This window comes from Glaciecola punicea (assembly GCF_001756615.1).
Classification (GTDB): domain Bacteria; phylum Pseudomonadota; class Gammaproteobacteria; order Enterobacterales; family Alteromonadaceae; genus Glaciecola; species Glaciecola punicea.
Window position 1 is genome coordinate 373,137 of the sequence record NZ_LZXY01000002.1, and the last position, 23,579, is coordinate 396,715.

The 23,579-nt window shown below is 44.1% G+C and carries 21 protein-coding genes; 8 read left to right on the top strand and 13 right to left on the bottom strand.

Annotation, left to right across the window (positions count from 1 at the left end):
• The first annotated feature begins 105 nt into the window (after nucleotides 1–105).
• From BAE46_RS03975 to BAE46_RS03990, 4 genes are all read left to right on the top strand, one after another.
• On the top strand, nucleotides 106–1,263 hold the full coding sequence (locus tag BAE46_RS03975; protein ID WP_070111799.1) for a PQQ-dependent sugar dehydrogenase: 1,158 nt from the start codon (nucleotides 106–108) through the stop codon (nucleotides 1,261–1,263).
• A 328-nt stretch (nucleotides 1,264–1,591) separates the two neighbouring features.
• Nucleotides 1,592–2,146, top strand: a complete 555-nt coding sequence (locus BAE46_RS03980; protein ID WP_006002368.1) for a hypothetical protein — start codon at nucleotides 1,592–1,594, stop codon at nucleotides 2,144–2,146.
• Between the two features lie 258 nt (nucleotides 2,147–2,404).
• Nucleotides 2,405–4,009, top strand: coding sequence for a sensor histidine kinase (locus BAE46_RS03985; protein ID WP_006002370.1), 1,605 nt, complete (start codon nucleotides 2,405–2,407; stop codon nucleotides 4,007–4,009).
• The gene (locus BAE46_RS03990; protein WP_051987252.1) at nucleotides 4,006–4,722 is read left to right on the top strand and encodes a response regulator transcription factor; all 717 of its coding nucleotides are present in this window, start codon (nucleotides 4,006–4,008) and stop codon (nucleotides 4,720–4,722) included. Before BAE46_RS03985 ends, BAE46_RS03990 begins: the two co-directional genes overlap by 4 nt.
• Nucleotides 4,723–4,797: 75 nt before the next feature.
• On the opposite strand, the gene pta is transcribed toward BAE46_RS03990, so the two are convergent.
• The 4 genes from pta to BAE46_RS04010 form a co-directional block, all read right to left on the bottom strand.
• A complete protein-coding gene (pta, locus tag BAE46_RS03995) occupies nucleotides 4,798–6,948 on the bottom strand; it encodes a phosphate acetyltransferase (RefSeq protein ID WP_070111801.1) in 2,151 nt (716 codons plus the stop codon).
• Between the two features lie 54 nt (nucleotides 6,949–7,002).
• Nucleotides 7,003–8,202, bottom strand: coding sequence for an acetate kinase (locus BAE46_RS04000; RefSeq protein ID WP_006002377.1), 1,200 nt, complete (start codon nucleotides 8,200–8,202; stop codon nucleotides 7,003–7,005).
• Nucleotides 8,203–8,263: 61 nt separating this feature from the next.
• Nucleotides 8,264–8,560 carry a type II toxin-antitoxin system RelE/ParE family toxin gene (locus BAE46_RS04005; protein WP_070111802.1) on the bottom strand — a complete coding sequence of 99 codons (297 nt, stop codon included), beginning with the start codon at nucleotides 8,558–8,560 and terminating at the stop codon, nucleotides 8,264–8,266.
• Nucleotides 8,553–8,786, bottom strand: coding sequence for a type II toxin-antitoxin system ParD family antitoxin (locus BAE46_RS04010; protein ID WP_006002382.1), 234 nt, complete (start codon nucleotides 8,784–8,786; stop codon nucleotides 8,553–8,555). Before BAE46_RS04010 ends, BAE46_RS04005 begins: the two co-directional genes overlap by 8 nt.
• A 236-nt stretch (nucleotides 8,787–9,022) precedes the next feature.
• On the opposite strand from BAE46_RS04010, the gene BAE46_RS04015 reads away from it, so the two are divergent.
• Nucleotides 9,023–9,892: a carboxylate/amino acid/amine transporter gene (locus BAE46_RS04015; RefSeq protein WP_070111803.1), complete on the top strand. Its 870-nt coding sequence runs from the start codon at nucleotides 9,023–9,025 to the stop codon at nucleotides 9,890–9,892.
• A 110-nt stretch (nucleotides 9,893–10,002) separates the two neighbouring features.
• Here the strand turns inward: BAE46_RS04015 and BAE46_RS04020 are convergent, their stop codons facing one another.
• The 4 genes from BAE46_RS04020 to BAE46_RS04035 form a co-directional block, all read right to left on the bottom strand.
• A complete protein-coding gene (locus BAE46_RS04020; protein WP_070111804.1) occupies nucleotides 10,003–10,980 on the bottom strand; it encodes a universal stress protein in 978 nt (325 codons plus the stop codon).
• Nucleotides 10,981–11,111: 131 nt separating this feature from the next.
• Nucleotides 11,112–13,217, bottom strand: a complete 2,106-nt coding sequence (locus tag BAE46_RS04025) for a S9 family peptidase (protein ID WP_070111805.1) — start codon at nucleotides 13,215–13,217, stop codon at nucleotides 11,112–11,114.
• A 186-nt stretch (nucleotides 13,218–13,403) separates the two neighbouring features.
• Complete coding sequence (locus BAE46_RS04030; RefSeq protein ID WP_006002389.1) at nucleotides 13,404–14,063, bottom strand: hypothetical protein; 660 nt, start codon at nucleotides 14,061–14,063, stop codon at nucleotides 13,404–13,406.
• 249 nt (nucleotides 14,064–14,312) lie between these two features.
• The gene (locus BAE46_RS04035; RefSeq protein ID WP_006002391.1) at nucleotides 14,313–16,880 is read right to left on the bottom strand and encodes a TonB-dependent receptor plug domain-containing protein; all 2,568 of its coding nucleotides are present in this window, start codon (nucleotides 16,878–16,880) and stop codon (nucleotides 14,313–14,315) included.
• A gap of 233 nt (nucleotides 16,881–17,113) precedes the next feature.
• Between BAE46_RS04035 and BAE46_RS04040 the strand changes: the two genes are divergently transcribed.
• Nucleotides 17,114–18,067, top strand: coding sequence for a hypothetical protein (locus BAE46_RS04040; RefSeq protein ID WP_006002395.1), 954 nt, complete (start codon nucleotides 17,114–17,116; stop codon nucleotides 18,065–18,067).
• A 6-nt stretch (nucleotides 18,068–18,073) separates the two neighbouring features.
• Here the strand turns inward: BAE46_RS04040 and BAE46_RS04045 are convergent, their stop codons facing one another.
• Nucleotides 18,074–18,394: a DUF2956 domain-containing protein gene (locus tag BAE46_RS04045; RefSeq protein ID WP_006002396.1), complete on the bottom strand. Its 321-nt coding sequence runs from the start codon at nucleotides 18,392–18,394 to the stop codon at nucleotides 18,074–18,076.
• 178 nt (nucleotides 18,395–18,572) lie between these two features.
• On the opposite strand from BAE46_RS04045, the gene BAE46_RS04050 reads away from it, so the two are divergent.
• Nucleotides 18,573–18,758, top strand: a complete 186-nt coding sequence (locus BAE46_RS04050) for a hypothetical protein (protein ID WP_006002397.1) — start codon at nucleotides 18,573–18,575, stop codon at nucleotides 18,756–18,758.
• Nucleotides 18,759–18,776: 18 nt separating this feature from the next.
• On the opposite strand, the gene trmH is transcribed toward BAE46_RS04050, so the two are convergent.
• Together trmH and BAE46_RS04060 are read right to left on the bottom strand one after the other, a co-directional pair.
• The gene (trmH, locus tag BAE46_RS04055; RefSeq protein WP_040519914.1) at nucleotides 18,777–19,460 is read right to left on the bottom strand and encodes a tRNA (guanosine(18)-2'-O)-methyltransferase TrmH; all 684 of its coding nucleotides are present in this window, start codon (nucleotides 19,458–19,460) and stop codon (nucleotides 18,777–18,779) included.
• A gap of 18 nt (nucleotides 19,461–19,478) precedes the next feature.
• On the bottom strand, nucleotides 19,479–19,865 hold the full coding sequence (locus BAE46_RS04060) for a RidA family protein (RefSeq protein WP_006002399.1): 387 nt from the start codon (nucleotides 19,863–19,865) through the stop codon (nucleotides 19,479–19,481).
• A gap of 191 nt (nucleotides 19,866–20,056) precedes the next feature.
• Here BAE46_RS04060 and BAE46_RS04065 point away from each other — a divergent pair, with 191 nt between their 5' ends.
• Nucleotides 20,057–20,653: a DUF502 domain-containing protein gene (locus BAE46_RS04065; RefSeq protein ID WP_070111806.1), complete on the top strand. Its 597-nt coding sequence runs from the start codon at nucleotides 20,057–20,059 to the stop codon at nucleotides 20,651–20,653.
• Between the two features lie 21 nt (nucleotides 20,654–20,674).
• Here BAE46_RS04065 and spoT read toward each other — a convergent pair whose 3' ends face one another.
• Complete coding sequence (gene spoT, locus BAE46_RS04070) at nucleotides 20,675–22,798, bottom strand: bifunctional GTP diphosphokinase/guanosine-3',5'-bis pyrophosphate 3'-pyrophosphohydrolase (protein ID WP_006002401.1); 2,124 nt, start codon at nucleotides 22,796–22,798, stop codon at nucleotides 20,675–20,677.
• Nucleotides 22,799–22,951: 153 nt separating this feature from the next.
• Nucleotides 22,952–23,224, bottom strand: coding sequence for a DNA-directed RNA polymerase subunit omega (rpoZ, locus tag BAE46_RS04075; RefSeq protein ID WP_006002402.1), 273 nt, complete (start codon nucleotides 23,222–23,224; stop codon nucleotides 22,952–22,954).
• Between the last annotated feature and the right edge of the window lie 355 nt (nucleotides 23,225–23,579).

The following is a 23,579-nucleotide window of genomic DNA, read 5'->3' on the forward strand; positions in this document are numbered from 1 at the left end:
AAAACTCCTTATTCTTGGTTAACTGCTTAATACTAGTTTCAAATGCTCGTATATAGTAATCTTGATAAATTCAAATACAAGCGTAATTTTATACGAGGTTGAATTATGAACAAACTGATTAGGTTTTCACTTGTAGGCTTATTAGCAGCGGCATCGGCGCTGTCTATGGCACAAGACAAAGTTGTCATGCAAGGAACTGATAACACCATTATTTATGGCGAGGTCCTAGAAACATTCACTATGCCTTGGGCCATGGCTTTACTGCCAAGTGGCCAAGGTTTGGTAACTGAAAGGACCGGTGCGCTATGGCTAATTGACGAAAGTGGGAAAAAGCAGTTCCAAGTAAGCAACGTTCCCAGCGTTGATGCTAAAGGGCAAGGCGGCCTTGGTGACATTATTGTGCACCCTGATTTTGCCGACAATGGCGTAGTGTTTTTGTCTTATGTTGAGCGCGATCCTAAAGACGACGAGTTTAGCGGAGCGCTTGTTGAACGCGCTACACTTACACTTACCGCTAATAGTGCAACACTTAATGAACGAGAAGTAGTGTGGACACAATCGCCAAAAACAACGGGAAACGGACACTATGGCCACAGGCTAGCGGTATCACCCGACGGCTACCTTTTCATCACATCGGGCGAGCGCCAAAAATTCACGCCTGCGCAAAACATGGCCATGAACTTAGGCAAGGTTGTCAGAATTAATCAAGACGGCAGTGTGCCAAAAGATAACCCGTTTTACGACAATGGCGAGGTCACTAATCAAATTTGGACCTTGGGCCACCGTAACCCTTTAGGGATCGATTTTGATGCTAACGGAAAATTGTGGGTACATGAAATGGGTCCCAGACACGGCGATGAGCTCAACTTAATTGAACGCGGCAGAAACTATGGCTATCCGGTAGTATCCCAAGGTGACCACTACTCTGGCGTCACTATCCCTAATCATGAAGAAATTCCAATATACTACTCACCCATTGCTGATTGGGTGCCTGCAATAAGTCCTGCAGGATTTATTATATATAAAGGAGAAAAATTTGCCGACTGGACCGGAAATGGATTTATAGGCAGCTTGTCCGCCCAAGCACTCGTTCGGGTAAACTTTTTTACCAACGACAGCCGCCCTACCTTAGACGCAAAAGAAGCCGCTCGCTATGAATGGGGCAGCAGAGTAAGAGAAATTGAACAAAGCGCCGGCGGTGACATTTATGTCTTGGAAGATGGCAGTAGCGGACGGTTGTTGAAACTAAGTTTACAGCCCTAAGCTCAGAAATTGTCAGTGTAATAAAGAGGATCTGGTCAACCAGCATTAAATTCCTTGCAAACAGGCATGGTTCTCTTTTCTTCTCTACATGTCACAAACGCTAGATAACTATTTAACTTCTGTTCATCTTTTTTTTATCTCAACGTTAAAAGTGTGTCAGGACATTTTTAATATCAATGGCGTATCCTATTTGCATGTTGGTAGGAAATGAAATTTCGCTGCAGAAATATCGGCCCACTTAGCAGGCATTTAACTTAGGCAAAAATGCTTAATAAGCTGTTCACTTTTTTGCAGAAAATCTTTTAATAAACTTAATAGGAAATAAAAAATGAACGTTAATAAGTTCTTAGGCATTGCCGCAATCGCTTTATTATCTAATCAGGCGTTTGCAAGCGCAGTAGTCGTTAATCAAGGTCTCTTAGAACAAGAAGTGTTGGCGGCCCAACAAGGTTGGTGTGCCGCGCTTGTTGATATAAGTAAAACTCACGAAGATGAAGGACAAGCCGCTGCAAAAGATCTTGCTAAGCAGGTTATCGATGCAGCCTATGGTTATCAAATGGGTGGGGTGTTATTTAAACCTACACTTACCGTAAAGCCTCAAACATTCCGCCCTACCAGCGAAGGTGCACTTTCTTATTTTGTTGGCGGTAATGAAAGCTTCCCAAGTGATTCAGGCTTTGCACTTAAAGGTTGGCAGAAATGTGAAGTTGACAATAATGCCGTTTTCATTGCAGGTGATAGCGCCTCTACGATTGGTAAAGTTCATTTTACTGCAAAAGACGGCAGCGTTACATCAGTAGATAAAACATGGGGCTTTGTAAAAGATGACGCCGGTGACGTGCGCATTGTGCTACACCACTCATCTCTTGAATTCCAAGGGTAATTACATGCTTTACACTATGATTGCAATAATCTAGTGACGCTAGTTTAATTTACATGCCGAGCTTGTCTCGGCATTTTGCAGTTTAAGAAACCGATTTTATACCGATGGTTAATATCTTCAAGAAAACCATGCGCAAGCGCTTAGAAACGTCGGCGTTACCCTAGAGCACCTCTCGTAAGTCTTAGGCTAGTAAGATAAGCACGTGCACTTACCATACTTGTCAATCTATAATAACACTCTTTTTGCTGGGGTATTTTAGTGCAATACAGTTTGAAGCAACGCTTTGCCATCACCGCAACTACACTTTTCTTATTGGTTTGCCTAGCCTCGGCTGCTCTTCTTTATACGGCACAGCAATACAATTTTTATATTGAGCAAAGTGTACGAGTTCAGCAAGTTTACTCTAGTTATAGATCTGTCTCAGACCACACCTACCGCAAATTAAGTGCGCTTGGTCAAATTGTTGAGGAGAACACGCTCAACAATTTGAATGCGCGTTATGGCAACAAAGAGGCACTGCGCGCTGCATTAAGCGGGGTAAGACGAAGCATTGTCGCTAAATTTGCTCATTTAGGTGATGCCGCTGATGTTGTTGAGTTGGAGCATTTTAATAAGATAGAGCTTTTAGCACAAGAAATTATCAGCGGGAGTAAGCTAGTGCGAGAAGCGGTCGAAAAAGGCCAGCTAGAAGCAGCGGTAGTAGCCTTAACAAAACTTCGTAGCTTTGAGGTCGAAGGCAGTTTTATTCGACTGATTGATGACGCGATTGATGAAGAGTTAAGAAAGGTAAGAAAAACACAACTGGTGGTACAGGATCTGAACACGCTTTTGTCTCAGCTTTTAGGCCTTATTTTCTTCTGTTCTATATTTTTTGGCGCCTTCCTGCTTTTCACCACGTGGCGCGCACTAACGCGTCGATTGCAGACCTTTGAGAGTGCAACGGGTGCTTACTTAGCCGGAAATTTTTCTGCTCGTGTAGACAACAATGTTAAAGATGAATTTTCAGGTCTTGCAGTGGCGCTCAACAGTATGGCTTCTGAAGTAGAGAGGCAAAGGCAGCGAGAAAAGAACACGCAGGAAAATCTCGAAGCCATTATTACCAGTCGGACGCAAGAGCTACGCACTAGCAATGAGAAGTTAGAGATGATAAGCGAGACCCGAAAGCAGTTTCTTGCAGATATTAGTCATGAACTTCGCACACCGCTTACCATCATTCAGGGAGAAGTAGATCTTGCCCTTCGAGAACCCGCTACAACACCAGAACAGTTTCGTACCGCATTTCGTCGAGTAAAAGAGCAAGTTCTGCACACTGCCAGGTTCGTTCAAGATTTACTTTTTGTTGCAAGGGCTGAAGATGGCAAAGCACCGATCCACAAGTGCACAATGTCAATTGTGCCTTTGATCGTAGATATTTGTGAAGACTTTGCGGTCATTGCAGCACAAAACAATATTAATATTGTTAGCCGTTACCCAAAAAATGAAATAGTCGCTAACGTCGATACCAGTAAAATTAGGCAAGTCTTCACTATCTTGCTCGATAATGCCGTTCGCTATTCGTATCAAAACTCCACTATAGAGGTGGATATTCGCGCGAGTAAAACAGCGCTTATTGTCGAGATTAAAGACACTGGTATTGGTTTAAAATATAATGAAACGAGTCAAGTTTTTTCCAGATTCTATAGAGGCAGTGAAGGTTCGGGAAAAGCCAGCGGTACCGGTTTGGGTCTGCCTGTGGCGAAAGCGATTGTAGAGGCCCACGCGGGCACTATTACATTACAAGGTAAATCACAGGGCGAAGCGGGTGAAGGTTCAACAGCAACAGTGACTCTGCCTTTAGCATTAAATAATGAGGCTACCCAATGAGAATTTTAATAGTTGAGGATGACGACCGAATTGCGGACTTTCTGATGAGAGCACTGCAGGTGGAGGGACACAACGTTACTCGATTAGATTCTGGCAAAGACGCCGTTAGTGTCGTTCGTGGCGGGGACTTTGCGTTTATTCTACTCGATATTATGCTGCCCGGTAAGTCTGGCATAGCGGTTTGCCAAGAACTGCGTTTTAGAAAAATAAATACGCCCATTATTATGCTGACAGCTATGGACAGCACAGAAGATATTATCAATGGTTTAAAAATAGGGGCTGATGATTACATTACTAAGCCCTTTGATCTTGACGAGCTAATGGCCAGAATCGAATCGGTGTCTAGAAGGCAGCAAGGGCTAGATGTAGTCAACACCGAGCTTTGTATTGCAGATGTTCACATGCATACCGACTCTAAAATAGTTACCGTAAGCGGCAAAGATGTATCGCTAACGGCCAAAGAACTCTCTATCCTTGAATTACTAATGAGCAACCCAAACAAGTTATTCTCCAGAGAGCGCATATTAAACAATATCTGGGGCGCCAATTCCGATCCCTTAACCAACGTAGTTGACGTTTATATTGGTCGTATACGAAAAAAGCTCGGAAAGGATGAATCTAGCTTTATCGAGACGGTCAGAGGTTTAGGATACCGTATCGATCCCCAAGCTGGAGCAAAGCCGTCAGCAAATTTGCCTAAACGTTTAGACTAGACTGCGTTTCGTTTTGTTTATAGCTTGCTAAATAATGCAACAATGCTGATTTCAAAGATACTGGTCTTGATTGCCTCATGGCTTTTGAACTTGCTGGTTCGCCTGAATCGCCGTAAGTGCAATGGTATACACGATGTCGTCAACCAAAGCACCTCGGCTTAAGTCGTTTACCGGCTTGCCCATTCCCTGCAGCATTGGCCCTATACTAATTAAATTCGCGCTACGCTGAACGGCTTTATAAGTGGTGTTGCCGGTGTTTAAATCAGGAAATATAAACACCGTGGCTTGGCCCGCTACCTTGCTGTTGGGCGCTTTTTTAGCCGCTACGCTTTCCATTACCGCAGCGTCGTACTGCATAGGTCCGTCAATCAGTAGGTCGGGGCGTTTTTGTTGAGCAATTTTAGTGGCATCTTTCACCTTTTCAACATCAGCGCCGGTCCCCGAACTGCCGGTGCTATAGCTCAACATAGCGACTTTGGGTTCTATGCCAAACAGTGCGGCTGAGTCAGCAGACTGTATGGCAATATCGGCTAACTGCTGTGCGTTTGGAGCAGGGTTGATAGCACAATCACCATATACTAGCACCTGCTCTGGCAGCAGCATAAAGAAAATAGACGACACTAAGGACGCACCCGGAGCAGTTTTTATAAGCTGCAGTGCGGGGCGAATAGTATTTGCCGTAGTATGTATTGCACCCGATACTAGCCCATCTACATGACCTTGCTGCAGCATCATAGTGCCTAGCATTACGGTGTCTTGCAGCGCTTCTTTTGCAACGACCTCGGTCATTCCCCGGTGCTTACGAAGTGCTACTAAAGGCGCAATATATTGATTATGCAAGTCCTGCGGCCGTTGAATAATGAGGTCTTTAGGCAGTTTAATACCTTGCTGCTTCGCTACTCTGTAAACATCTTCGGGCTGCGCTAACAAAATACACTTAGCAATGTTCCTTTGGCTGCATATTGCCGCTGCTTTAATGGTTCTGGGCTCGTCACCCTCAGGCAAAACAATCGTTTTTTTCGCCACTTGGGCCATACGCGTAAGCATATGCCTAAATGCCGGCGGCGACATTTTTGTTGCCAAGGTCGACTTAGTCGACAGCGTGTTCAACCACTGCTCGTTCATACAGGTGGCCATGTGATCCATCACCTTGTTAACACGCTGTGTGTCATCCACCGGCACTTCTTGATTGAAGCGCTGCAAATTCGCGGTTGCCTGCCACGTATTGTGCTTTACTAGCATAATGGGCAAACCTGTTTGCAAGGCTTGGTCGCAAAGTTTGAGAATGTTTGCATCAGGCTTATAACCGCCGGTTAGTAATAAAGCGCCTATTTTAGTACCGTTTAAAGACGCTAAACATGCGGCCAATAGTATGTCGCTACGATCCCCTGACATGATCAATAGCGCGCCAGGCTTGAAAATAGAGGTCATGTTATGGATCTCTCGGCCGCACAAATGCACACTTCTCAAACGACGATGCGCATAGTCGCCCTCGTTAAGCATTTCAGCTTTCATGTGCCGCTGAATATCTTTCACCCGAGGCGCTAACAGTTCGAAGTTCCATGTTATGCACCCAACTAAGGGGAAGGATTTTGAAAACACTGGCAGTGCCGATAGGTCTTTAACAGTGGCGAGCGACTTCATCTCTTGATGGTCATCCAGTAAATCAGCACCTAAGCGCCCTTTTACGTCTGAAGGCCCGCCTATTTTATTTAAAATGCAGCCCACTACGCGCCTGCCACTATGGCCACCGTAGCTGTCAGCGACAATTTCTATTTTGTCGTTAAACTGGTCCATAGACGAAGCGTCAGGCGCGCCAACAAGTATAATTTTAGCGTCGAGTGCGTTGCATATATCGCGGTTTACTTTGACCGCATAAGGATGATCGGTGGTCGAAATTAAGCCTTCTATAATAACAAGATCTTGGCCTTTTGCTTGCGCTTGATACATCTCCACTATTTCTTCTAAGAGCTCGTCTTTTTTATCATCGCCAATGAGCTCTTCTGCATGCGCCGAGGACAAAGGCGTGGCCATTTTAGTAAAGCCCATATTGCGTAGAATGCTGGTAGCTTTGTCGATAGTGTCATCACCGCGTCTTGGCTGGGCAATAGGCTTGAAAAAGTTTACGTTTAAGCCACGCTGCTGCAGGGCGCGCACTAAGCCTAAGCTTACACTAGTTAAGCCTGCGTTTGAGCCAATAGGAGTTAACATTATGCGATGCGTCATTACTTACCTTGTTATTTTGTCATTAAAACGTTCTTATAAACGCTTTGCTTTTTACTACTTGGCGAAACGAGCACTGTCTTGGGCTATTACCCATTCTTCTTTGGTCGCGATGGCCAGTACGGGTAAAGAAGCCGGTTGGTGTATACCGCCTGAGCGACCAAATCTCATTTCATCATTTAAAGCTTCGTCTATCACTAAACCTAAGTGGTACAGTTGAGACACCACTTTACTACGCACATAAGCTGAATTTTCGCCAATGCCGCCGGTAAATATTAGGGCGTCTAATGTGCCCACAACAGCCATATAAGCGCCGATGTATTTAACTAAACGGTAGCAAAACATGTCGAGTGCAAGTTGAGCCTGTTCATTGCCAAGCTTGGCTTGTGCCTCTAACTCTCGGCAGTCGTTGCTTAGCCCTGAAATACCTTTTAAGCCCGATTCTTTGTTCAGTATCGAGTTAACGTCGGCGGCGCTGTAACCTAGCTGTTCAATCATATAGCTTGGCAAACTTGGGTCCATGTCACCGCTTCGCGTGCCCATTACTAAGCCTTCCAGCGGTGTAAATCCCATGCTGGTGTCAACCGCCCTACCGTGCTTAATGGCGGCAATGCTGCAGCCATTGCCCAAATGTGCGCTAATCAAATTACATTCTTCATACTCTTTATTGAGCATTTGGGCCGCTTTATGCGAAACGAAATAGTGACTAGTACCGTGAAAGCCATATTTACGCACGCCGTGGGCTTCGTATAAAGAATAAGGTAATGCGTATAGGAATGCTTCTTTAGGCAAAGTTTGGAAGAAAGCAGTATCAAAAACAGCGACTTGAGGCAATAATGGAAAAGCTAGCTGCGCGCTGCGTATGCCCGCTAAATTTGCTGGATTATGCAAAGGTGCCATGTTTGAAGTTTTATGTATAGCCTGGATCACCGCCTCGTTTATTAAGGCCGACTCTGCAAAAAATTCTCCGCCGTGAACCACTCTATGACCTACCGCAACAAGCTGCCCCTTAAGCTGTTTGAACTGGTTCAGTATTTCAACAATAAGCTGCAGCGCTTGTGTGTGATCTGCCTTTGCAGGCAAAGTAGACTTGATTTTCTCTCCTTGTGCTTCATAGGTGAGGCGGCCACTGGCTGTGAAGAGGTTTTCAACTAAACCTTTCAGCGGTGTTTCGCCCGTAGAAGGCGCAATAATGGCGAATTTAATAGATGAACTGCCGCAGTTCAATACTAATATGTATGGCCCATTAGTAGACATATATCCTTGCTTCCCAAGTTTCACTAGCCCTAGTGGGTAGCATTCATTATTTTAGCTGCAATTAATTACGTAGATGAAGCTCAAATTTCATTTGTTGATGTACTATGCGCACCACGAAAACAGCGTTCTTTCGTTTCTTGAAAAAAACAATATGCTTACCCACTAAATAACTAAAGTAGTCACTTCTGGTATGAGATTCGCTTCTGCCCAACTCGGGGTTATTAGCTAGGTTGACTATAGCCTCTTCAATAACAATGGCATAAGTATCGGCCTGCGTTTCGCCATATTCTAAAAACGTATAACGAAATATAGAAGCCAAGTCATCAACAGCCCTAAGTGAAAGCTTGTAATTACTCATTACGAAGTCGTTTTTTTTCCGCCTTAATCACATCATTAATAGTTAGATTACTTTCCCCGCTCAACTCTCCTTCAATTAGCGCAAGCGTAATTAATTCTCTTTCAGATTGATTTCTACGGATCAAGTCACGAATATAATCACTTGCATTTGCAAATTTCCCGCTGCTAATTTGCGCATCTATCCACTCTCGCATTTCAGCAGTGAGTGATACATTTAACGTAGCCATATTTTACCTTACTTTTGCTCGCGCAAGAATCATTGGCAAAGATTGCCATAAATATTGTGCTAAGTGAACTGAATTGACAAAAATACCTTTATCAAACGATGTGATCAGAGCACGCTTTAGTTTCACCAATACGTTTAATAAGCGATAATACACCGAAGAAAGAACGTAGTATGCTGGACTTCAGTCTCGTTTTTGTGATTTGAGTTTGTGTAAACGGTAAGTTTTAAGGTTAAGGTTTGATATATTTATTTGCAACAACGTTACTATGGGCTTTTTCGTTTAGTCTGATTGGTGTCTATCTAGCAGGGCAAGTTGACGCTTGGTTTTCAGTGTTAATGCGAGTTGCGCTAGCAATGCTGATATTTTTACCTTTCTTAAAATTTCGCACCGTTTCGAAATCGCTGGCGATTAAATTGATGGCCGTCGGCGCGGTGCAATTAGGACTTATGTATGGTTTTTATTACCACTCTTTCTTGTTTTTAACAGTACCAGAAATCTTATTATTTACCGTAATGACACCTTTAATCGTCACGCTGTTAAATGACGCATTAGACAAACGTTTTAACCCATGGTTTTTTATGGTGGCGGCCATCGCTACTTTGGGCGCAATAACTATTCGCTATGACGGCCTTAGCAGTGATTTTATTATTGGCTTTTTTATTGTGCAGGGCGCAAACCTATGTTTTGCCAGTGGCCAAGTATTTTATAAGCGCATTATGGCTAAACAGCAAAACCTGTCTCAACATACTGTTTTTGGATACTTTTTCATTGGGGCTTTTATCGTTGCGGTGGTTTCTTTTTTACTTCTTGGCGATATATCAAAGCTACCTCAAACTAACCTGCAGTGGGGCATACTAAGCTACTTAGGGGTCGTGGCATCGGGTCTAGGCTATTTTGCATGGAACAAGGGCGCAACACTGGTTAATGTTGGCGCGCTAGCGGTTATGAATAACCTACTGATACCTGCTGGAATACTGGTGAATGTTTTAATTTGGAATCGTGATGCCGACATTGTTCGGTTGAGCATTGGCTCTGGCATTATTCTACTGGCACTGCTTATTAATCAGAAATTTTCCCACGTAATAGATCCGAGAGCACAAACATGAAGTGAATATCTACCTTCCACGCGAGAATTCTGAGCTTAGACGATATTTCTACACTTCACAATGCACTACGAAAAAGGGCCCGTGTTAATCTGACCCTATTATGCGCGTTGCTAAGCAATCAGTTTAACTGGACTCACAAAACCTTCCGGCTTAACGGCTAAGACTGAACAGTCAATTTGGTTTAGAATATTCTCTGCAGAGTTGCCCATAAGAAACCCCGGAAGACCAGTACGCGCAACAGTGCCCATCACGATAATATCGGCGGCTATTTGCTCTGCAAATATGGGGATTTGTTTACGCGGGCGTCCCACCAGTAAATGTGTTTTCGATTTAATATAGGTCGAGGCGTCTGACCCCACTTTGGCGCGTATTTTGTCCATTAAATCATTCATTTTTTGAATATACCGCTGCTCGCTTGCTTCTAAGTCGCTGTCTATTTTTTCTTTAGATTCATCCGTAAAACCAAAGCGCATAGCGTCGTCACTGGCCGCATCCCATACGTGAACGATGTCTAATTCGGCAGACTCTGATATTGCTAACCAACTTGCCAATTCGAGGATCTGGAAATTGAGCGCTTGCCTAGTGCTCAACTCTTGCGATGGATAGTTATCGTCAACATCTACCGACGCCAATATCTGCAGATGGTTTTTATGCGCTTTTGGTTTAACTAACATTAATGGGCAGGGACACTTACGTAATAATTGCATATCATCAGTGCCGAACAAACGATCTAAAAGACCCCCACTTTGTGCCGTTTTTAGCACAATGTCGTGTCCATTGCGAAGCACCTCGTAAATGATTTCTAAAAACGATACGCCAACAAGTACCTTCGATTGGATCGTCAATTTGCTATTTAACGCAGAAATAACCTCGTCAAGCTTGTTTTGCTGCTGCGCCACTATCACCTGCATATAGTCAGATGACTTGGAACGATCAAACTTTCTTATATTTAAAGGGGTCCAATCCATTATATCAATAACGGTTAGACTAGCTTGATTATTCTCTGCCAGTTTCACCGCATGCGTCAATGCAGAATTCTTTTTATCATCGGCGCTAACAACACATAAAATCTTATTAAATTGCTGCATATCATTCCCCTTTAATTACGTTGCCCTTCTCATTTTTAACCAAGCATGACATTCATAGTAGCGAGATAGTCGCGGCATAGTTGAGTTACCTCTAAAACAATATATTCGAATCAATGTTAGCGTTAAAAACACTATTTTGTTTCAGCTTCCCTTAGCTTAGATGTGTTGTACTTGTCAAACCACGCTAAAATGTTGCCAATTTTACGACTTAAGTTAGACGGCTTAGCAGCAATACCATGATAAGCACCTTGAATCCGCACCAGCGAGCTTTCTACACCTTCTAAGCGCAGTGCACCATAGTATTGCTCGCTTTCACCCATGGGGGTGCGAACATCTAATTCACCTGTAAGGACCATTGTTGGGGTGGTAACGTTGCCAACTAATTTAAGCGGTGACCTGTCCCAATATTGGTTGATATCATTCCAAGGAAAATCGGTAAACCAGTAGCGGGTCATGAACGTGTAAATATCACTGGTGCCAATCATACTTACCCAGTTAATAACCGGCTTGGCGACAACGGCTGCAGCAAAGCGATCTGTTTTACCGATAATCCATGCGGTTAACACACCACCGCCAGAACCGCCCGTTACAAACAGATTACTGCCGTCTATGTAGCCCTTTGCTATTACCGCATCGACCATGTCCATAAGATCGTCGTAGTCTTGTGATGGGTAGTTTTTGTCAATCAAATTGGCAAACTCGGTGCCCATTGACGTTGAGCCTCTAGGGTTGCCATAAACAACAACGTAACCCGCCGCAGCAAACATTTGTACTTCTGTTGAAAACTCAGGGCCGTAAGCGGTGTGCGGGCCCCCATGGATCTCTAAAATAAGAGGATACTTTTTTGCCGAGTCAAAGCCAGGCGGCTTCACTATCCACGCCAGCAGTTCACGCGCATCAACACTGCTCTTTACTTTGATAAGCTCAGGCTTGTTGAGTGTTTTGTGGCCAAAAATATCCCTGTTTAAATCGGTTAACTGGGTTATTTCCCCGCGCTTATCTACCACTGCTAAATCGGCCGGGCGATCGCCTGTTGACAAGGTAAATATGATATCGCCGTTATCGCTGGCATCGAAGTTACCCGAGGTATATGGCCTGCCAAGACTCATGCCCCCTAATGCGTCTGTTTTCACGCTAATTTTTCCAGATAGGGTCACATAAGCTACATGTTTCTTACCTTCACTGTCGTAACTAAAGTACAAACCTTTGCCATTTTGTGACCACTGCACATCACCCACCGACCGGTCTAAATCAGGTGTTAGATCCTTAACGTTTGAACCGTCGGTATCCATTACAAAAAGATGATTAATCTGATTAGACTTACCGTTATCATCAAAACCCGTAAATGCAATCTGCTTCCCATTGGGACTTAACGTTGGATTACTCTCAGGCCCAGAGGTTTTGGTTAACTTGGTTAAGGTGGTGTCTTTGATATTTACCAGCAGTAAATCGCTGTTAAATACGTCAAATTCGCTGTCTTTACGAATATTAGCCGACATTACAATATGGCTGCCGCTTTGGGTATACATTAATTGGCCACCATAGTCGAAGTCACCCGAGGTTATTTGACGCGGTGTGCCGCCAAACGCGGGCACCACATACACCTGCATATTGCCGGGACGGTTCATACCCACGCCGTCGCGTTGAAATAAAGTTTGATCAATATAGTGAGCTTCATCAGCCCATACTGCACCTTCGGGTTTAAATGACAAGCTGAACAAAGACCTAGGTTTTGAGGGTGTGAACATTGCGAAAGCAAGCTGTTGACCGTCGGGTGAAAAACGCAAACTATTTGGGCGCATGGCTACGTCGGTCACACGGGCGGTATTGCCGCTGGCCATGTCGCGCAGATATATTTGTATTTTACCTTCTTTGCTCGATAAATAGGCCATTTTGGTGCCGTCGGGTGAAAACACCGCATTGGAGTGGTTATCTTTGCTCGACAGTAACGGCATATGATTAGTGCCGTCAAGCGACACCGTCCATAAATTAGTGCGCTTAGCATCTAGCATAATATCCATACTGTTACGCTCGTAAAGCACGGTTTTACCGTCGGGCATCACAATGGGGTTCGCGGCATATTCTAAGTTGAATAGATCTTGATAGTTAATCACACTGTTGTCTAAAGCGCCTTCGTTTTGGCTGCTGTGATTAACTTGTAATGCATTTACTGAAACACTGCCTAGTGCAAATGCAAGGCCCAACAACACTGAGCTAATCTGTTTTTTCATTTTCATATCTTCTTCCTGTTTAGGCAAAACTGCTTAGCCTAGCGCTGACTATTACTTACAGTATGTGCTGTACCGAAAATAACGCTTGGTGGGTTCATGTAAAAAGGATAAACGATGCACCTACCATATACAATAGCGTTGATAAGTAGTGGCTATTTTCAGTAAGCGCTAAAACGCAAAAAAAAGAAAAGACTATTTAGCATTAGCCTCTATCTGCAGAAGCGCATTTACCTCGCTTTGCTCCTGCTCTGTAAACAGACGTTTGAAGTTTTCAGGCTGCACGTTTATACGCCGCCTCAGCTTGTGTGAAATACTCGCATTGGTATGCGCTAGCTGATCAACAAATTGTTCAATAGATATATTTGGGTAGGTAAAAACGCCGCCGCTATGAGCGCTGGTCGGTGCGTTTAAAATATCGTTGTGTTCTAGAAAAGATTCGTGCTTAAACACCGCTTGAGAATGCACAAAATCACTCTGGGTTGAGCGCAGCATTGCCGCTTCGCTTATGGCTTTTACGCGCGTACTGTTTTCGCTCTCTTCCCATGTTACGCCACATAGACTAACGCTATAGGCAAAGGTTTGCCCGGCTGTCACTTTTTGTTTTAGGTGGGGATGTTGAGTATCGTTGAGTTCGCTTAACAAAGCGGCTAAAGACGATACGTTTAAACTTTCAAAGGTAACTGGCCCATATTCACTTTCGTAAGACAGCTTAAGGGTGTTTAATAAGTAATATACTTGGCCTGTGTCTCGCCAGATAGAGGTTTTAATTTCTTGTTCAGACGTAATTTGTTGGTTGTTTCTGCGTTTGGCAAGCCAGTTAATAAGCGGCTTTATGCCCTTGCCTAAATTCATCTATATACTGGGCCTTATAAATATAATGAGAACGGGTGTATTTTTGTTTACGTAAGCAAAGCAAAAGTAGTTTATTAATGTTTGGTAAAGGCTTTGGCCTTAAAACCTCAAATGATTCATTCAAAGAATAGCGTCATGAAATGCGGCTTAGCTTTGCTCAATACAACTACTAGCATTGAAAACGTATAAGGGCTTTGCAAAAAACAAAGCCCTTATGACTTACTGAGTACTTACTGAGTGCTGCGCTAATTAAAACTTATATTCAAGCCCTACGTAATAAAATGCGCCGTTAAACCCAAACGGGGCTGAGCGTCGTGAGTATTCAAATACACCTGGGCTGCTGACAACAATGTTGCCGTTAGCATCTTCAATTGTGCCGGTGCGTGAATTACCAATCTGATTTTTGTCGGGTGTTACATCAAACAGGTTATTTGCGCCTATATTTACCGATATGCTGTCGTTAATGGTGTATTTCACGCGAAGGTCGGTGAGTATTTCAGCACCATAGGTTTGAGTGCCACCATCGGTAATGGTGTATTCACCGTAGCGATTGAAGGCAAGGTTCACATTAAAATCGTCAATCACATATAGCCCAGACAGGCTGATGCGATCTTGTGGCTGCCACGACTCAATAATGGATATATCTTGCTTAGAGAATACGTCATCCGTGCTTAAGGTTTCTAAACCACTGCCTACTGGGGTAAATAAGTCAACCACGTCGGTTTCGGTAAAGTTACCCGCTAGGGTTAAGTCTAAGGATCCGCCGGCTAGGTCAGTATTCCACGTGGCGACTATGTCTACGCCTCTGGTTTCAGTATCGGCTCCGTTTAAGAAGAACTGGCCAGCACCCGCTCCAGACGCCACTAGCGCTGCATCGAGGGTGTTAGAAAGACCACTTCCAAGACGGTTACTCACCACAATGCGGTCTTCTATATCAATAGAGTAGTAATCAACTGTTATGTTTACTTCATCGAGTAAAGTGAAAACAGCGCCTACGCTCCAGTTGGTTGATTTTTCTTCACTAAGCTCTGGAATACCAATGGCTTGGGCTAAAGTAGAGTCGTTTCTAAATGTACCAACCTGTTGGGGAACCAGCACACCTGCGTCGTTTACAACAAACTGCGTGCCGACGTTGTTAAAAAACAACTGCTGCATAGAAGGTGCTCTAAAACCTGTGCTGATGGCACCTCTTAAATTGAAATCCTCATTTACATGATAATTTGCCGCCACTTTAAAGTTAGTGGTGTCACCAAAACCGTCATAGTCATCGTAACGCATAGCGGCGCTGGCAATTAAATCTTCGGTCACTGAATATTCTGCGTCTATATAAAACGACAGCACGTCACGGCTTTCATCTACCGCCGAATCTGGACCAATACCATTGAAGCCTTGAATGGCAGCAGATGCGTTTTCGCTGCCCACGCCGCCGCTCAAGCCGTTAAATATATTCACTCCGTCGATCGTATCGTAGTCGAAATAAGAATACTTTTCACCGGGAGTGACGCGATATTCATCTGTACGGATTTCGGCACCAAAGGCTAGCTGCAGATTGTCGTAGGATTGGGTAAAGTCTAAGTTGATAGTTTCAAGGCTTAACTCAAGACCATATGCATCGGCCTCACGCGGGATAGTGTTGCGTATTTCAGCCGCTGACAGGCCACGTTCATAGCGCAGCTCATTGGCGAACGACGAGTTGATAGAATCGCTCGTGCGGTAGTCAATAGTGTTTTCGCCGTAAGTGTACGAAATGTCTAACGTAGTGTCGTTGGTAAACGCAATTTCGTAGCCTAAGTTAAACGAGAAATCATTTATTTGTGAATTTATTTTAGGTAAAAAGCCTAGTGGAATAGTCGCATCGCCATCTTGTAGCTGCGCATTCCCGCCACCGTTTGCGTTATGACGGAAAAAAGCGGCCGATTCGTTGTCGCGTGAAGAGTAAGTCAAGAAACCATAAAGCTCACCTTCACCTAGGGCATAGGCGCTGTTTAATGTGAGTGCAAACTGTTCAGATTCAGCGTCACCGATTCTAAAGGTTTGACGCTGCGCGGTAAGCTCTCTAGGATCGCCCGCTAATACATTACCGTTATCAAGGGTAGTACAGCCTCTAAACTGGCAAGAGCCATGCAGGCCTGCTCTATTAGTGAAACCACGATCTCTAAAGTTGAGGGTCGCGTTTATAAAACCGTCGTCGCCAAGGGCAAAGCCTTTGGAGAAGTTGACGTTGGTGGTTTCGCCATCGCCTTCAGAAAATTCGCCGTAGGAAATATCGGCACTGCCGCCTTCGCTGTTGTCTTTAAGCACAATATTAATAACACCGGCAATGGCGTCAGAGCCATACTGCGCGGCGGCGCCATCGCGCAGCACTTCAATGCGCTTAATTGCTGATGCTGGGATAGCGTTCATGTCGGTACCCGCGGTACCGCGGCCTACCGAGGTGTTTATGTGAATAAGTGAGGCTTGATGACGGCGTTTACCGTTAATTAATACCAGGGTTTGATCGGGGCCTAAGCCACGCAGTGTAGCAGGCCTTAAGGCGTCGGTTCCATCACTAATAGATGAAGATGAAAAGTTGAACGAAGGAGCAATGGCCTGAAGCATGCGGCCAACTTCAGTTTGCCCTGTGTTAGAGAGCGCTTCTGCCGATAAAATATCAACCGGCACCGGTAAATCTTCAATTGAGCGGCCTGCGACGCGGCTACCTATAACTGAAATGTTTTCGACTTCTTGCTCAGCGCCTGTTTGTTGTGCAATGACAGGCAGAGCAGGCAAACCAAGCAATAAAGACATTGCGATACACGTTTTTTTAGGTGATAGCATGGTGGAACCCTTTTATTATTAATTGATATTCGTGAAAATATAGATGTAAGGAGTGCTAGTGTGTGCTTAGCGCTTAAGAATTTTGTAAATAAATCATATATCTATACGGATAATTTGCAATTTAGTCTCAATTATTTAACATCTGTACAGCAAAATATAGATTTGGTGCGAAAGTCGCAACTGTACTATGGTCTAATGTTGCAAATAATAATGTTTGAGGGCTAAGGAAAAAAATGAATTTGCGTAACATTCTAAGGCTATGCGCTATTGGATGTGCATTAACTGCGTGTAAAGCTAACCATAACTTGCACAATAGTAACATGCCTGTTTATGAAGCGGCGCAGTGGCAACATTTCAATAAACTGACGCGAGCCCACACAGGATCTATTCAAAAACAGGGTGATTTGTACTTGCCCCAAAGTGAGTCAGTACGAGGCTACGAAGCATTCGAGTCTTGCACTGACTACACAGATAAAACCACCAGCATCTCACAAATATGCAGCAAGACGATTTATAGCGATAAGGGTAAATTTGCGATAAACACCCCAAAAAAAGCAAAAAACGGCGATTTACTGTTACTTTTTTTGAGCCGAACTGACAATCCACTGCCCCACCGTATAAACGGATGGGACCTTGCCGCCTCATGCCTCAAAAGTAACAACAGCCAACAGCATTGCCGACAGGTACAAGACTGTGAAACCTTACACGATGATTACTGTGTTGACACCGACAACAACGGCAGCAAAAAGGGTGAAGATTTAGCCACCGTCGTATTCTATAAAACGTTTGATGAAAACGATACCCAGTTCAACTTTGATTTAAAGGGTAGTAAACCGGCATGGGCTGTTTTAGTGTCGGTGCGGGGCGCCAACAATACAGATCCAATAGGCTCTATTGCCACTGAGGCTAGCGACGATAGCAACGACAGTGTGTTCCCATCAGTAAACGCCAACGCGGGTGATTTACTGTTGTTATCAATGGCGTTTGACGATACTGCCGATATAAATGCCTTCGCCGCGCCACATGGCTTTCAAACAATCGCGTGGGTAGCGGGTAACGACGAAGCCGGCAGCATATATGCGCAAATAAGGGAAACAAACAGTGAATCCGGTACACTTAAAACCCGTGGAAAAGGCGCTTTAAAAAATAAGGATGCGCTTATTTCTATCGTGATAAACGCACATTAAGCTGCCTTATAAGGCAATATAAACAGCAAAACCTAGCCAACTTAGCGCCAGTAAAGCCCATGGTATAAATTTCAAATAATTATTCTTGGGAGACTCTTCGCGACTTTCAAGATTTTCTTGTTCGCTTTCTCGGCGTTTCATTTCTTGTTTACGCTTTTTGTCTATCTCGCGTAGTTTTCTACCCTGCTGTTTCTTATATTCACCAATGCCTTTTTCAATCCCTTGCGCAATCAACTTAGTTTGGACTTTAGTCTGCCCAGCTTTTTGCGTGCCTTTTGCGAGTTTAATCGCCTTGTCTTCAACTTCGGGAGAAACTTTATTTTTCATATATTTATTGGCCGTTTATTAATTAGCACTGTTGGAGTTTTAAATAGTGTCAATAATAGTAACGCCACTACCAGTGTATTGACAGCATACAGTAGGAGCCTATAATAAAACGATTACTATGTGCCGATTTATTACCGACCCACTATCTCAACGCTTGCAGCATGAAAGGAAATTATTAATGTCTAATATGGTCATAACAGGTGGTTCTTACTTCGTGGGCTGGGGTACACTTGCGCTTATCAACTCAGGACTAGCACAAGGTAAAGGACGTGGAGGTTTATTGTGGTTTTTTATTTCCTTACTGCTAGGCCCAATTGCTACGCTGCTGCTAGTGATAATGCCCGACATGCGTAGATTTAGCTAAGCTAAACGCCGGTTCCTATTACTTTTGTGAAAACTGTAGCGCCTGCCACCACTGCTCGCTTGCCTCAATTTCACCATTGCCATTAATAAAAGGGAAAGGTAAATTCCTTTTTACGCACTGCGCATACAACACCGGAAACCCGCCTTCAAACAGAACTAGCTGAGCTTGCTCCTCGCTAAGCCGGTTATGCTCGTACATACCCGCATTGTCTCGCTGACGCTGAGCTTCATATAATATTAAGGCCGCCGCCACCGACACATTCAACGACTGCACCATGCCCAACATGGGAATAGCAATAGAGTAGTCACACATAGCTATGGCTTCGCTAGTTGCACCGGTTTTTTCTTGGCCCAAGACAATGGCCGTTGGTTTGGTGAAATCTATTTTCCTAAAATCAACCGCGTTTTGGTCTAAATGCGTTACCAGCACCTGCATATTTTGTGACTTAAAATATGTAATAGCATCTTCGGCACTTGAATGGCGCTGCATGTCTACCCAGACTTGGCTGCCCATGGCAGTGCTTCTTAGCAGAGGCCTGTTATTTTCCCATACCGCGTGCAGTCTATGCACGCCTACCGCATCTGCCGAGCGAATAATGGCAGACACGTTGTGTGGTTTGTGCACTTCTTCTAGAAGAAGGGTTAGGTCAGGCTGTCTTTTTGATAATAAGGTACGTATTTTATGATAACGTACCGGTGTCATAGACTGAGAATGCGACATTTACTCAGGCAATACCATTACCGCATCAATCTCTATTTGAGAGCCTTTTGGTAGCGCGCTCACCTGCACCGCTGCGCGCGCTGGGTAGGGTTCTTCAAAGTAACGGGCCATTACTTCATTCACTTTGGCAAACTGACCTAAGTCGATTAAGAATATATTCACTTTTACTAAATGAGACATAGTGCCGCCGGCTGCCTCAATAACCGCCTGCATATTTTCAAACACCTGTACCGCTTGTGCTTCAAAGTCTTCTGAGACCATCTCCATAGTGCTAGGAACGAGGGGGATTTGCCCCGACAGATAAACCGTATTACCGGCTTTAACCGCTTGACTGTAAGTGCCAATAGCGGCGGGAGCATTGTTGGTTTGAATTACTGATTTAGACATATTTTCTCGGCTTTCATAAGTGGTTTTTAATCAGTGGCTAAGTTTATAACAAAATAGCCAATAAGCTTAATATTATTTCTGTAAACGCGCTTTAGCGCCCCACAATAAAAAGTGGTTATACTGCGCATTTTTGCGCTAAAGTACTGGGCTTGCCATTACTACACTTATTTCACTAAAGGATACACTACACAATGTTTAACAAATTTGTTTTGTTGACGCTAAAAGGTCTCTTTACAGTGCTGCCTTTCGCCATTACTTTTTACTTAATAATATGGGTAGCCACCAGCACAAAAAGTTTACTTTCACCTTATTTACCCGAGCATTACTACTTTCCGGGCCTGGGTCTTATTACTATTATTGCCAGTTTAGCGATTATTGGCCTAATGGTGAATGCCTATATCGTCACCATTATGATTAATGCAGGCCAAGGCTTGATTGAGCGCGTACCGGTGGTCAAAACGCTTTTTGGCGCCACAAAAGATGCGGTAGAGTTATTTCAAATCAAAAAAGATACTGGCACCAAAAAAGCGGTTACGGTAGAAGTAAGTGAAGGCGTTCGTTTAATTGGCTTTATTACTAACGATAAAGTGGCTAAAAAACTTTTCCCGACTGAGGATAAAGTAGCGGTTTATTTACCGATGAGTTACCAACTCGGCGGGTATACGTTGTATGTAGACCCGTCAAAAGTAAGCGATTTAAATGTAGATGTTGAAACTGCGATGCGCATAGCGGTCACCGGCGGCAGCTCTATGCCTAAAAGCGTCGCTAGCGCTACTGAAAAGAAGTAGCGCGCAAAGCTTACACCCTGCCTACGATGTTTTAACTTTAGTTTTGGGCTTACTGTGACGGGACACTTTTTGCAGTTCAGGCAAAATACGAATTTTTCGCATAATGTTCGCAAAATGTATACGGTTGCGCGTGGTCATTTCTATATCCACCACCAGCAGGTTGTCTTCTCGGTCATGAGTTTGCATATTAATAATTGAGGAGTCGCACGAGGCTATTGCCGCGGTTAGCGAAGCGAGCGTGCCTTGCTGATTAAGCGCTTCAACTCGTACCGAGGCTTTAAAATCTCCTTGCGCATTGCTGTCCCATAGCATCGGTAATACACGCTGAGGCTCTTCTTTGGCAATTTTGCGGATATTGCTACAGCCCGTTTGGTGAATAACAACCCCCTTTCCGGGGCTTAATATAGCCACAATTTCGTCGTCGGGAATGGGGTGACAGCAGCGTGAAAAGTGCACCATTAGCCCTTCCGTGCCGCGAATAGAAACGGTGCTCTTTTTACCTGGTATTTCGGTGTTATCGCCCACTAAACGGCGCGCTATCATTGCACTAATTTCGTTACCCATGCCGATATTAGCCAACAGCTCCTCAAAACTAGTGGATTTTGTTTCTTCTACCACGCGGTCTATATCGGCTTGCGCTATTTCATCTAGCTTAATCATGCCCAATGCGTGGCGCAGTAAACGGTTACCCATATTTGTAGCGTCGTCTGCATGCTGACGTTTTAAGAAATGACGAATGCTAGAGCGTGCTTTAGCACTCACCACAAAATTCAGCCAGTTTGCGTTAGGCTTTGCGCGAGGTGAGGTAATAATTTCCACACTTTGACCGTTTTCAAGCGGTGCGCTAAGCGAATAGTTGCGGTGATCAACACGCGCCCCTACGCAGGTATCACCAACGCCAGAATGCACAGCGTAAGCAAAGTCAACTGCGGTTGCCCCAGTGGGTAATTCGATAATTTTGCCTTTTGGAGAGAAAACATAAATCTCGTCGGGAAATAAGTCGGACTTTACCGTTTCAATAAATTCAACCGACGTACTGGCATTTTGCTGCAGTTCAACTAATGACTGCATCCACTGATTTACACGCAGCTGAGAATTGTTGTCTTGCTCGCCGTTTTCTTTATAGTGCCAGTGCGCCGCTATTCCCTTGTCGGCCATGTGGTCCATTTCCTCGGTGCGAATTTGCACTTCAACCGGAATGCCATGGGGGCCTTTTAAAGAGGTATGCAAAGATTGATAGCCGTTACTACGGGGAATGGCTATGTAGTCTTTGAATCGGTTTTCGATGGGCTTGTAAATGCCATGGATTGCGCCCAGCACGCGATAACAATTGTCGACGGAATCGACAATAATACGAAAGCCATAAATATCCATTACTTCATTAAACGACAGCTCTTTGCTGCGCATTTTGCTATAAATAGAATATAAATGTTTTTCACGGCCCTGCACTCTGCCGTTAATGTTGTATTTCTTTAACCTGTTGCTTAAATCTTGCTGAGTGCGCTCTATAATTTCTTTGCGGTTGCCGCGGGCTTGGTTAACTGCACTTTTGAGCGCTCTGTAGCGCATAGGGTACATAGCTTGAAAGCCTAAATCTTCAAGCTCGTTCTTGATGTCGTAAATACCCAAGCGGTGCGCGAGCGGTGAATAGATCTCAAGGGTTTCTAGCGCAATACGACGACGTTTTTCAGGTCTTAGCGAGCCTAACGTGCGCATGTTGTGCGTTCGGTCTGACAGCTTAATCAAAATAACGCGAATGTCTTTGACCATCGCCATCAGCATTTTACGGAAGTTTTCTGCTTGCGCTTCTTGTTTTGAGCTAAATTTAAGTTTATCGAGCTTACTGACGCCTTCCACTAGTTCAGCCACAGTCTCACCAAACGCCAAGCTCAAATCTTCTTTACTATATTCAGTATCTTCTATAACGTCGTGCAGCAGCGCCGCCATAATCGTTTCATGGTCAAGCCTCATGTCGGCTAAAATACTGCTTACCGCTACAGGATGGGTAATGTAGGGGTCACCACTAGAACGGGTTTGTCCTTCGTGCGCGTCGCGGGCTAAAATATAAGAAGCACGCACGTAATCTACCTGCTGCTGTGACAAGTACGCACTAATCTTCTTCTCTAAGCCTTCAAATAAATACACCTAAGTCCATCACCGTTATAAAAATTGTCTATACGCTATAGAATACGTTTATTTTAGTGCTTTGCACAACAAAAAAACGCCGATTTTAGTCGGCGTTTTTAATATTTTCCTATTAGCCTGTAAAGTATTTATTTTACAGCCCGACAAACGCAATTAGTTGTTCGCTAGTATACTTGCAACAGAGGCAAACTCAGCCGCTTCTTGCTCGCGTTCGTCTTGTAATTCAGTTTGCTCAACAGTTTTGGCTGTTACAAAACCCTGTTCAATTTCACGCAGAGCGATTACCGTAGGCTTATCGTTCATGGGATCTACCATTGGCTCTTTGCCTTCAATCGCTAGCTGACGGGCGCGTTTAGCGGCCACTAATACTAGATCAAAGCGATTACCAATTTGGTCTACCGCGTCTTCTACTGTTACACGTGCCATTAAGAGCTCCGTTTTGCGTTAATTTTTAAAAATGGTGCGAAAGTATACTGTACTTCTCAACTTTAATATAGCTTATTGTACTATTTACCAGCAATTCTCGGTAAACAACGCAATATAGTCCACGTGTCACTAGAAACAAGCGCTGAGTTGTAATCAAGTTTTTGTAAATATTGCATTGTGCTCCGCTTGGCCTGTAAAAATTTCAAAAAGGCTCACTAATCATAAAAATTATCCTTTCTTTTTCAACCGCTTATTTTTGGCACGATTATCGCACGACAGAATCGCGTGACAGATTCGCATGACAGAGTTGTGACAACACAACAGATAGCAATACGATAGAACAAACGAGTTACGC

Coding starts and splice junctions, on each gene's coding strand:
- BAE46_RS03975 (WP_070111799.1), top strand. CDS start 106: ATGAACAAACTGATTAGGTTTTCACTTGTAGGCTTATTAGCAGCGGCA.
- BAE46_RS03980 (WP_006002368.1), top strand. CDS start 1,592: ATGAACGTTAATAAGTTCTTAGGCATTGCCGCAATCGCTTTATTATCT.
- BAE46_RS03990 (WP_051987252.1), top strand. CDS start 4,006: ATGAGAATTTTAATAGTTGAGGATGACGACCGAATTGCGGACTTTCTG.
- pta (WP_070111801.1), bottom strand. CDS start 6,948: ATGACGCATCGCATAATGTTAACTCCTATTGGCTCAAACGCAGGCTTA.
- BAE46_RS04000 (WP_006002377.1), bottom strand. CDS start 8,202: ATGTCTACTAATGGGCCATACATATTAGTATTGAACTGCGGCAGTTCA.
- BAE46_RS04005 (WP_070111802.1), bottom strand. CDS start 8,560: ATGAGTAATTACAAGCTTTCACTTAGGGCTGTTGATGACTTGGCTTCT.
- BAE46_RS04010 (WP_006002382.1), bottom strand. CDS start 8,786: ATGGCTACGTTAAATGTATCACTCACTGCTGAAATGCGAGAGTGGATA.
- BAE46_RS04020 (WP_070111804.1), bottom strand. CDS start 10,980: ATGCAGCAATTTAATAAGATTTTATGTGTTGTTAGCGCCGATGATAAA.
- BAE46_RS04025 (WP_070111805.1), bottom strand. CDS start 13,217: ATGAAAATGAAAAAACAGATTAGCTCAGTGTTGTTGGGCCTTGCATTT.
- BAE46_RS04030 (WP_006002389.1), bottom strand. CDS start 14,063: ATGAATTTAGGCAAGGGCATAAAGCCGCTTATTAACTGGCTTGCCAAA.
- BAE46_RS04035 (WP_006002391.1), bottom strand. CDS start 16,880: ATGCTATCACCTAAAAAAACGTGTATCGCAATGTCTTTATTGCTTGGT.
- BAE46_RS04040 (WP_006002395.1), top strand. CDS start 17,114: ATGAATTTGCGTAACATTCTAAGGCTATGCGCTATTGGATGTGCATTA.
- BAE46_RS04045 (WP_006002396.1), bottom strand. CDS start 18,394: ATGAAAAATAAAGTTTCTCCCGAAGTTGAAGACAAGGCGATTAAACTC.
- BAE46_RS04050 (WP_006002397.1), top strand. CDS start 18,573: ATGTCTAATATGGTCATAACAGGTGGTTCTTACTTCGTGGGCTGGGGT.
- trmH (WP_040519914.1), bottom strand. CDS start 19,460: ATGACACCGGTACGTTATCATAAAATACGTACCTTATTATCAAAAAGA.
- BAE46_RS04060 (WP_006002399.1), bottom strand. CDS start 19,865: ATGTCTAAATCAGTAATTCAAACCAACAATGCTCCCGCCGCTATTGGC.
- BAE46_RS04065 (WP_070111806.1), top strand. CDS start 20,057: ATGTTTAACAAATTTGTTTTGTTGACGCTAAAAGGTCTCTTTACAGTG.
- rpoZ (WP_006002402.1), bottom strand. CDS start 23,224: ATGGCACGTGTAACAGTAGAAGACGCGGTAGACCAAATTGGTAATCGC.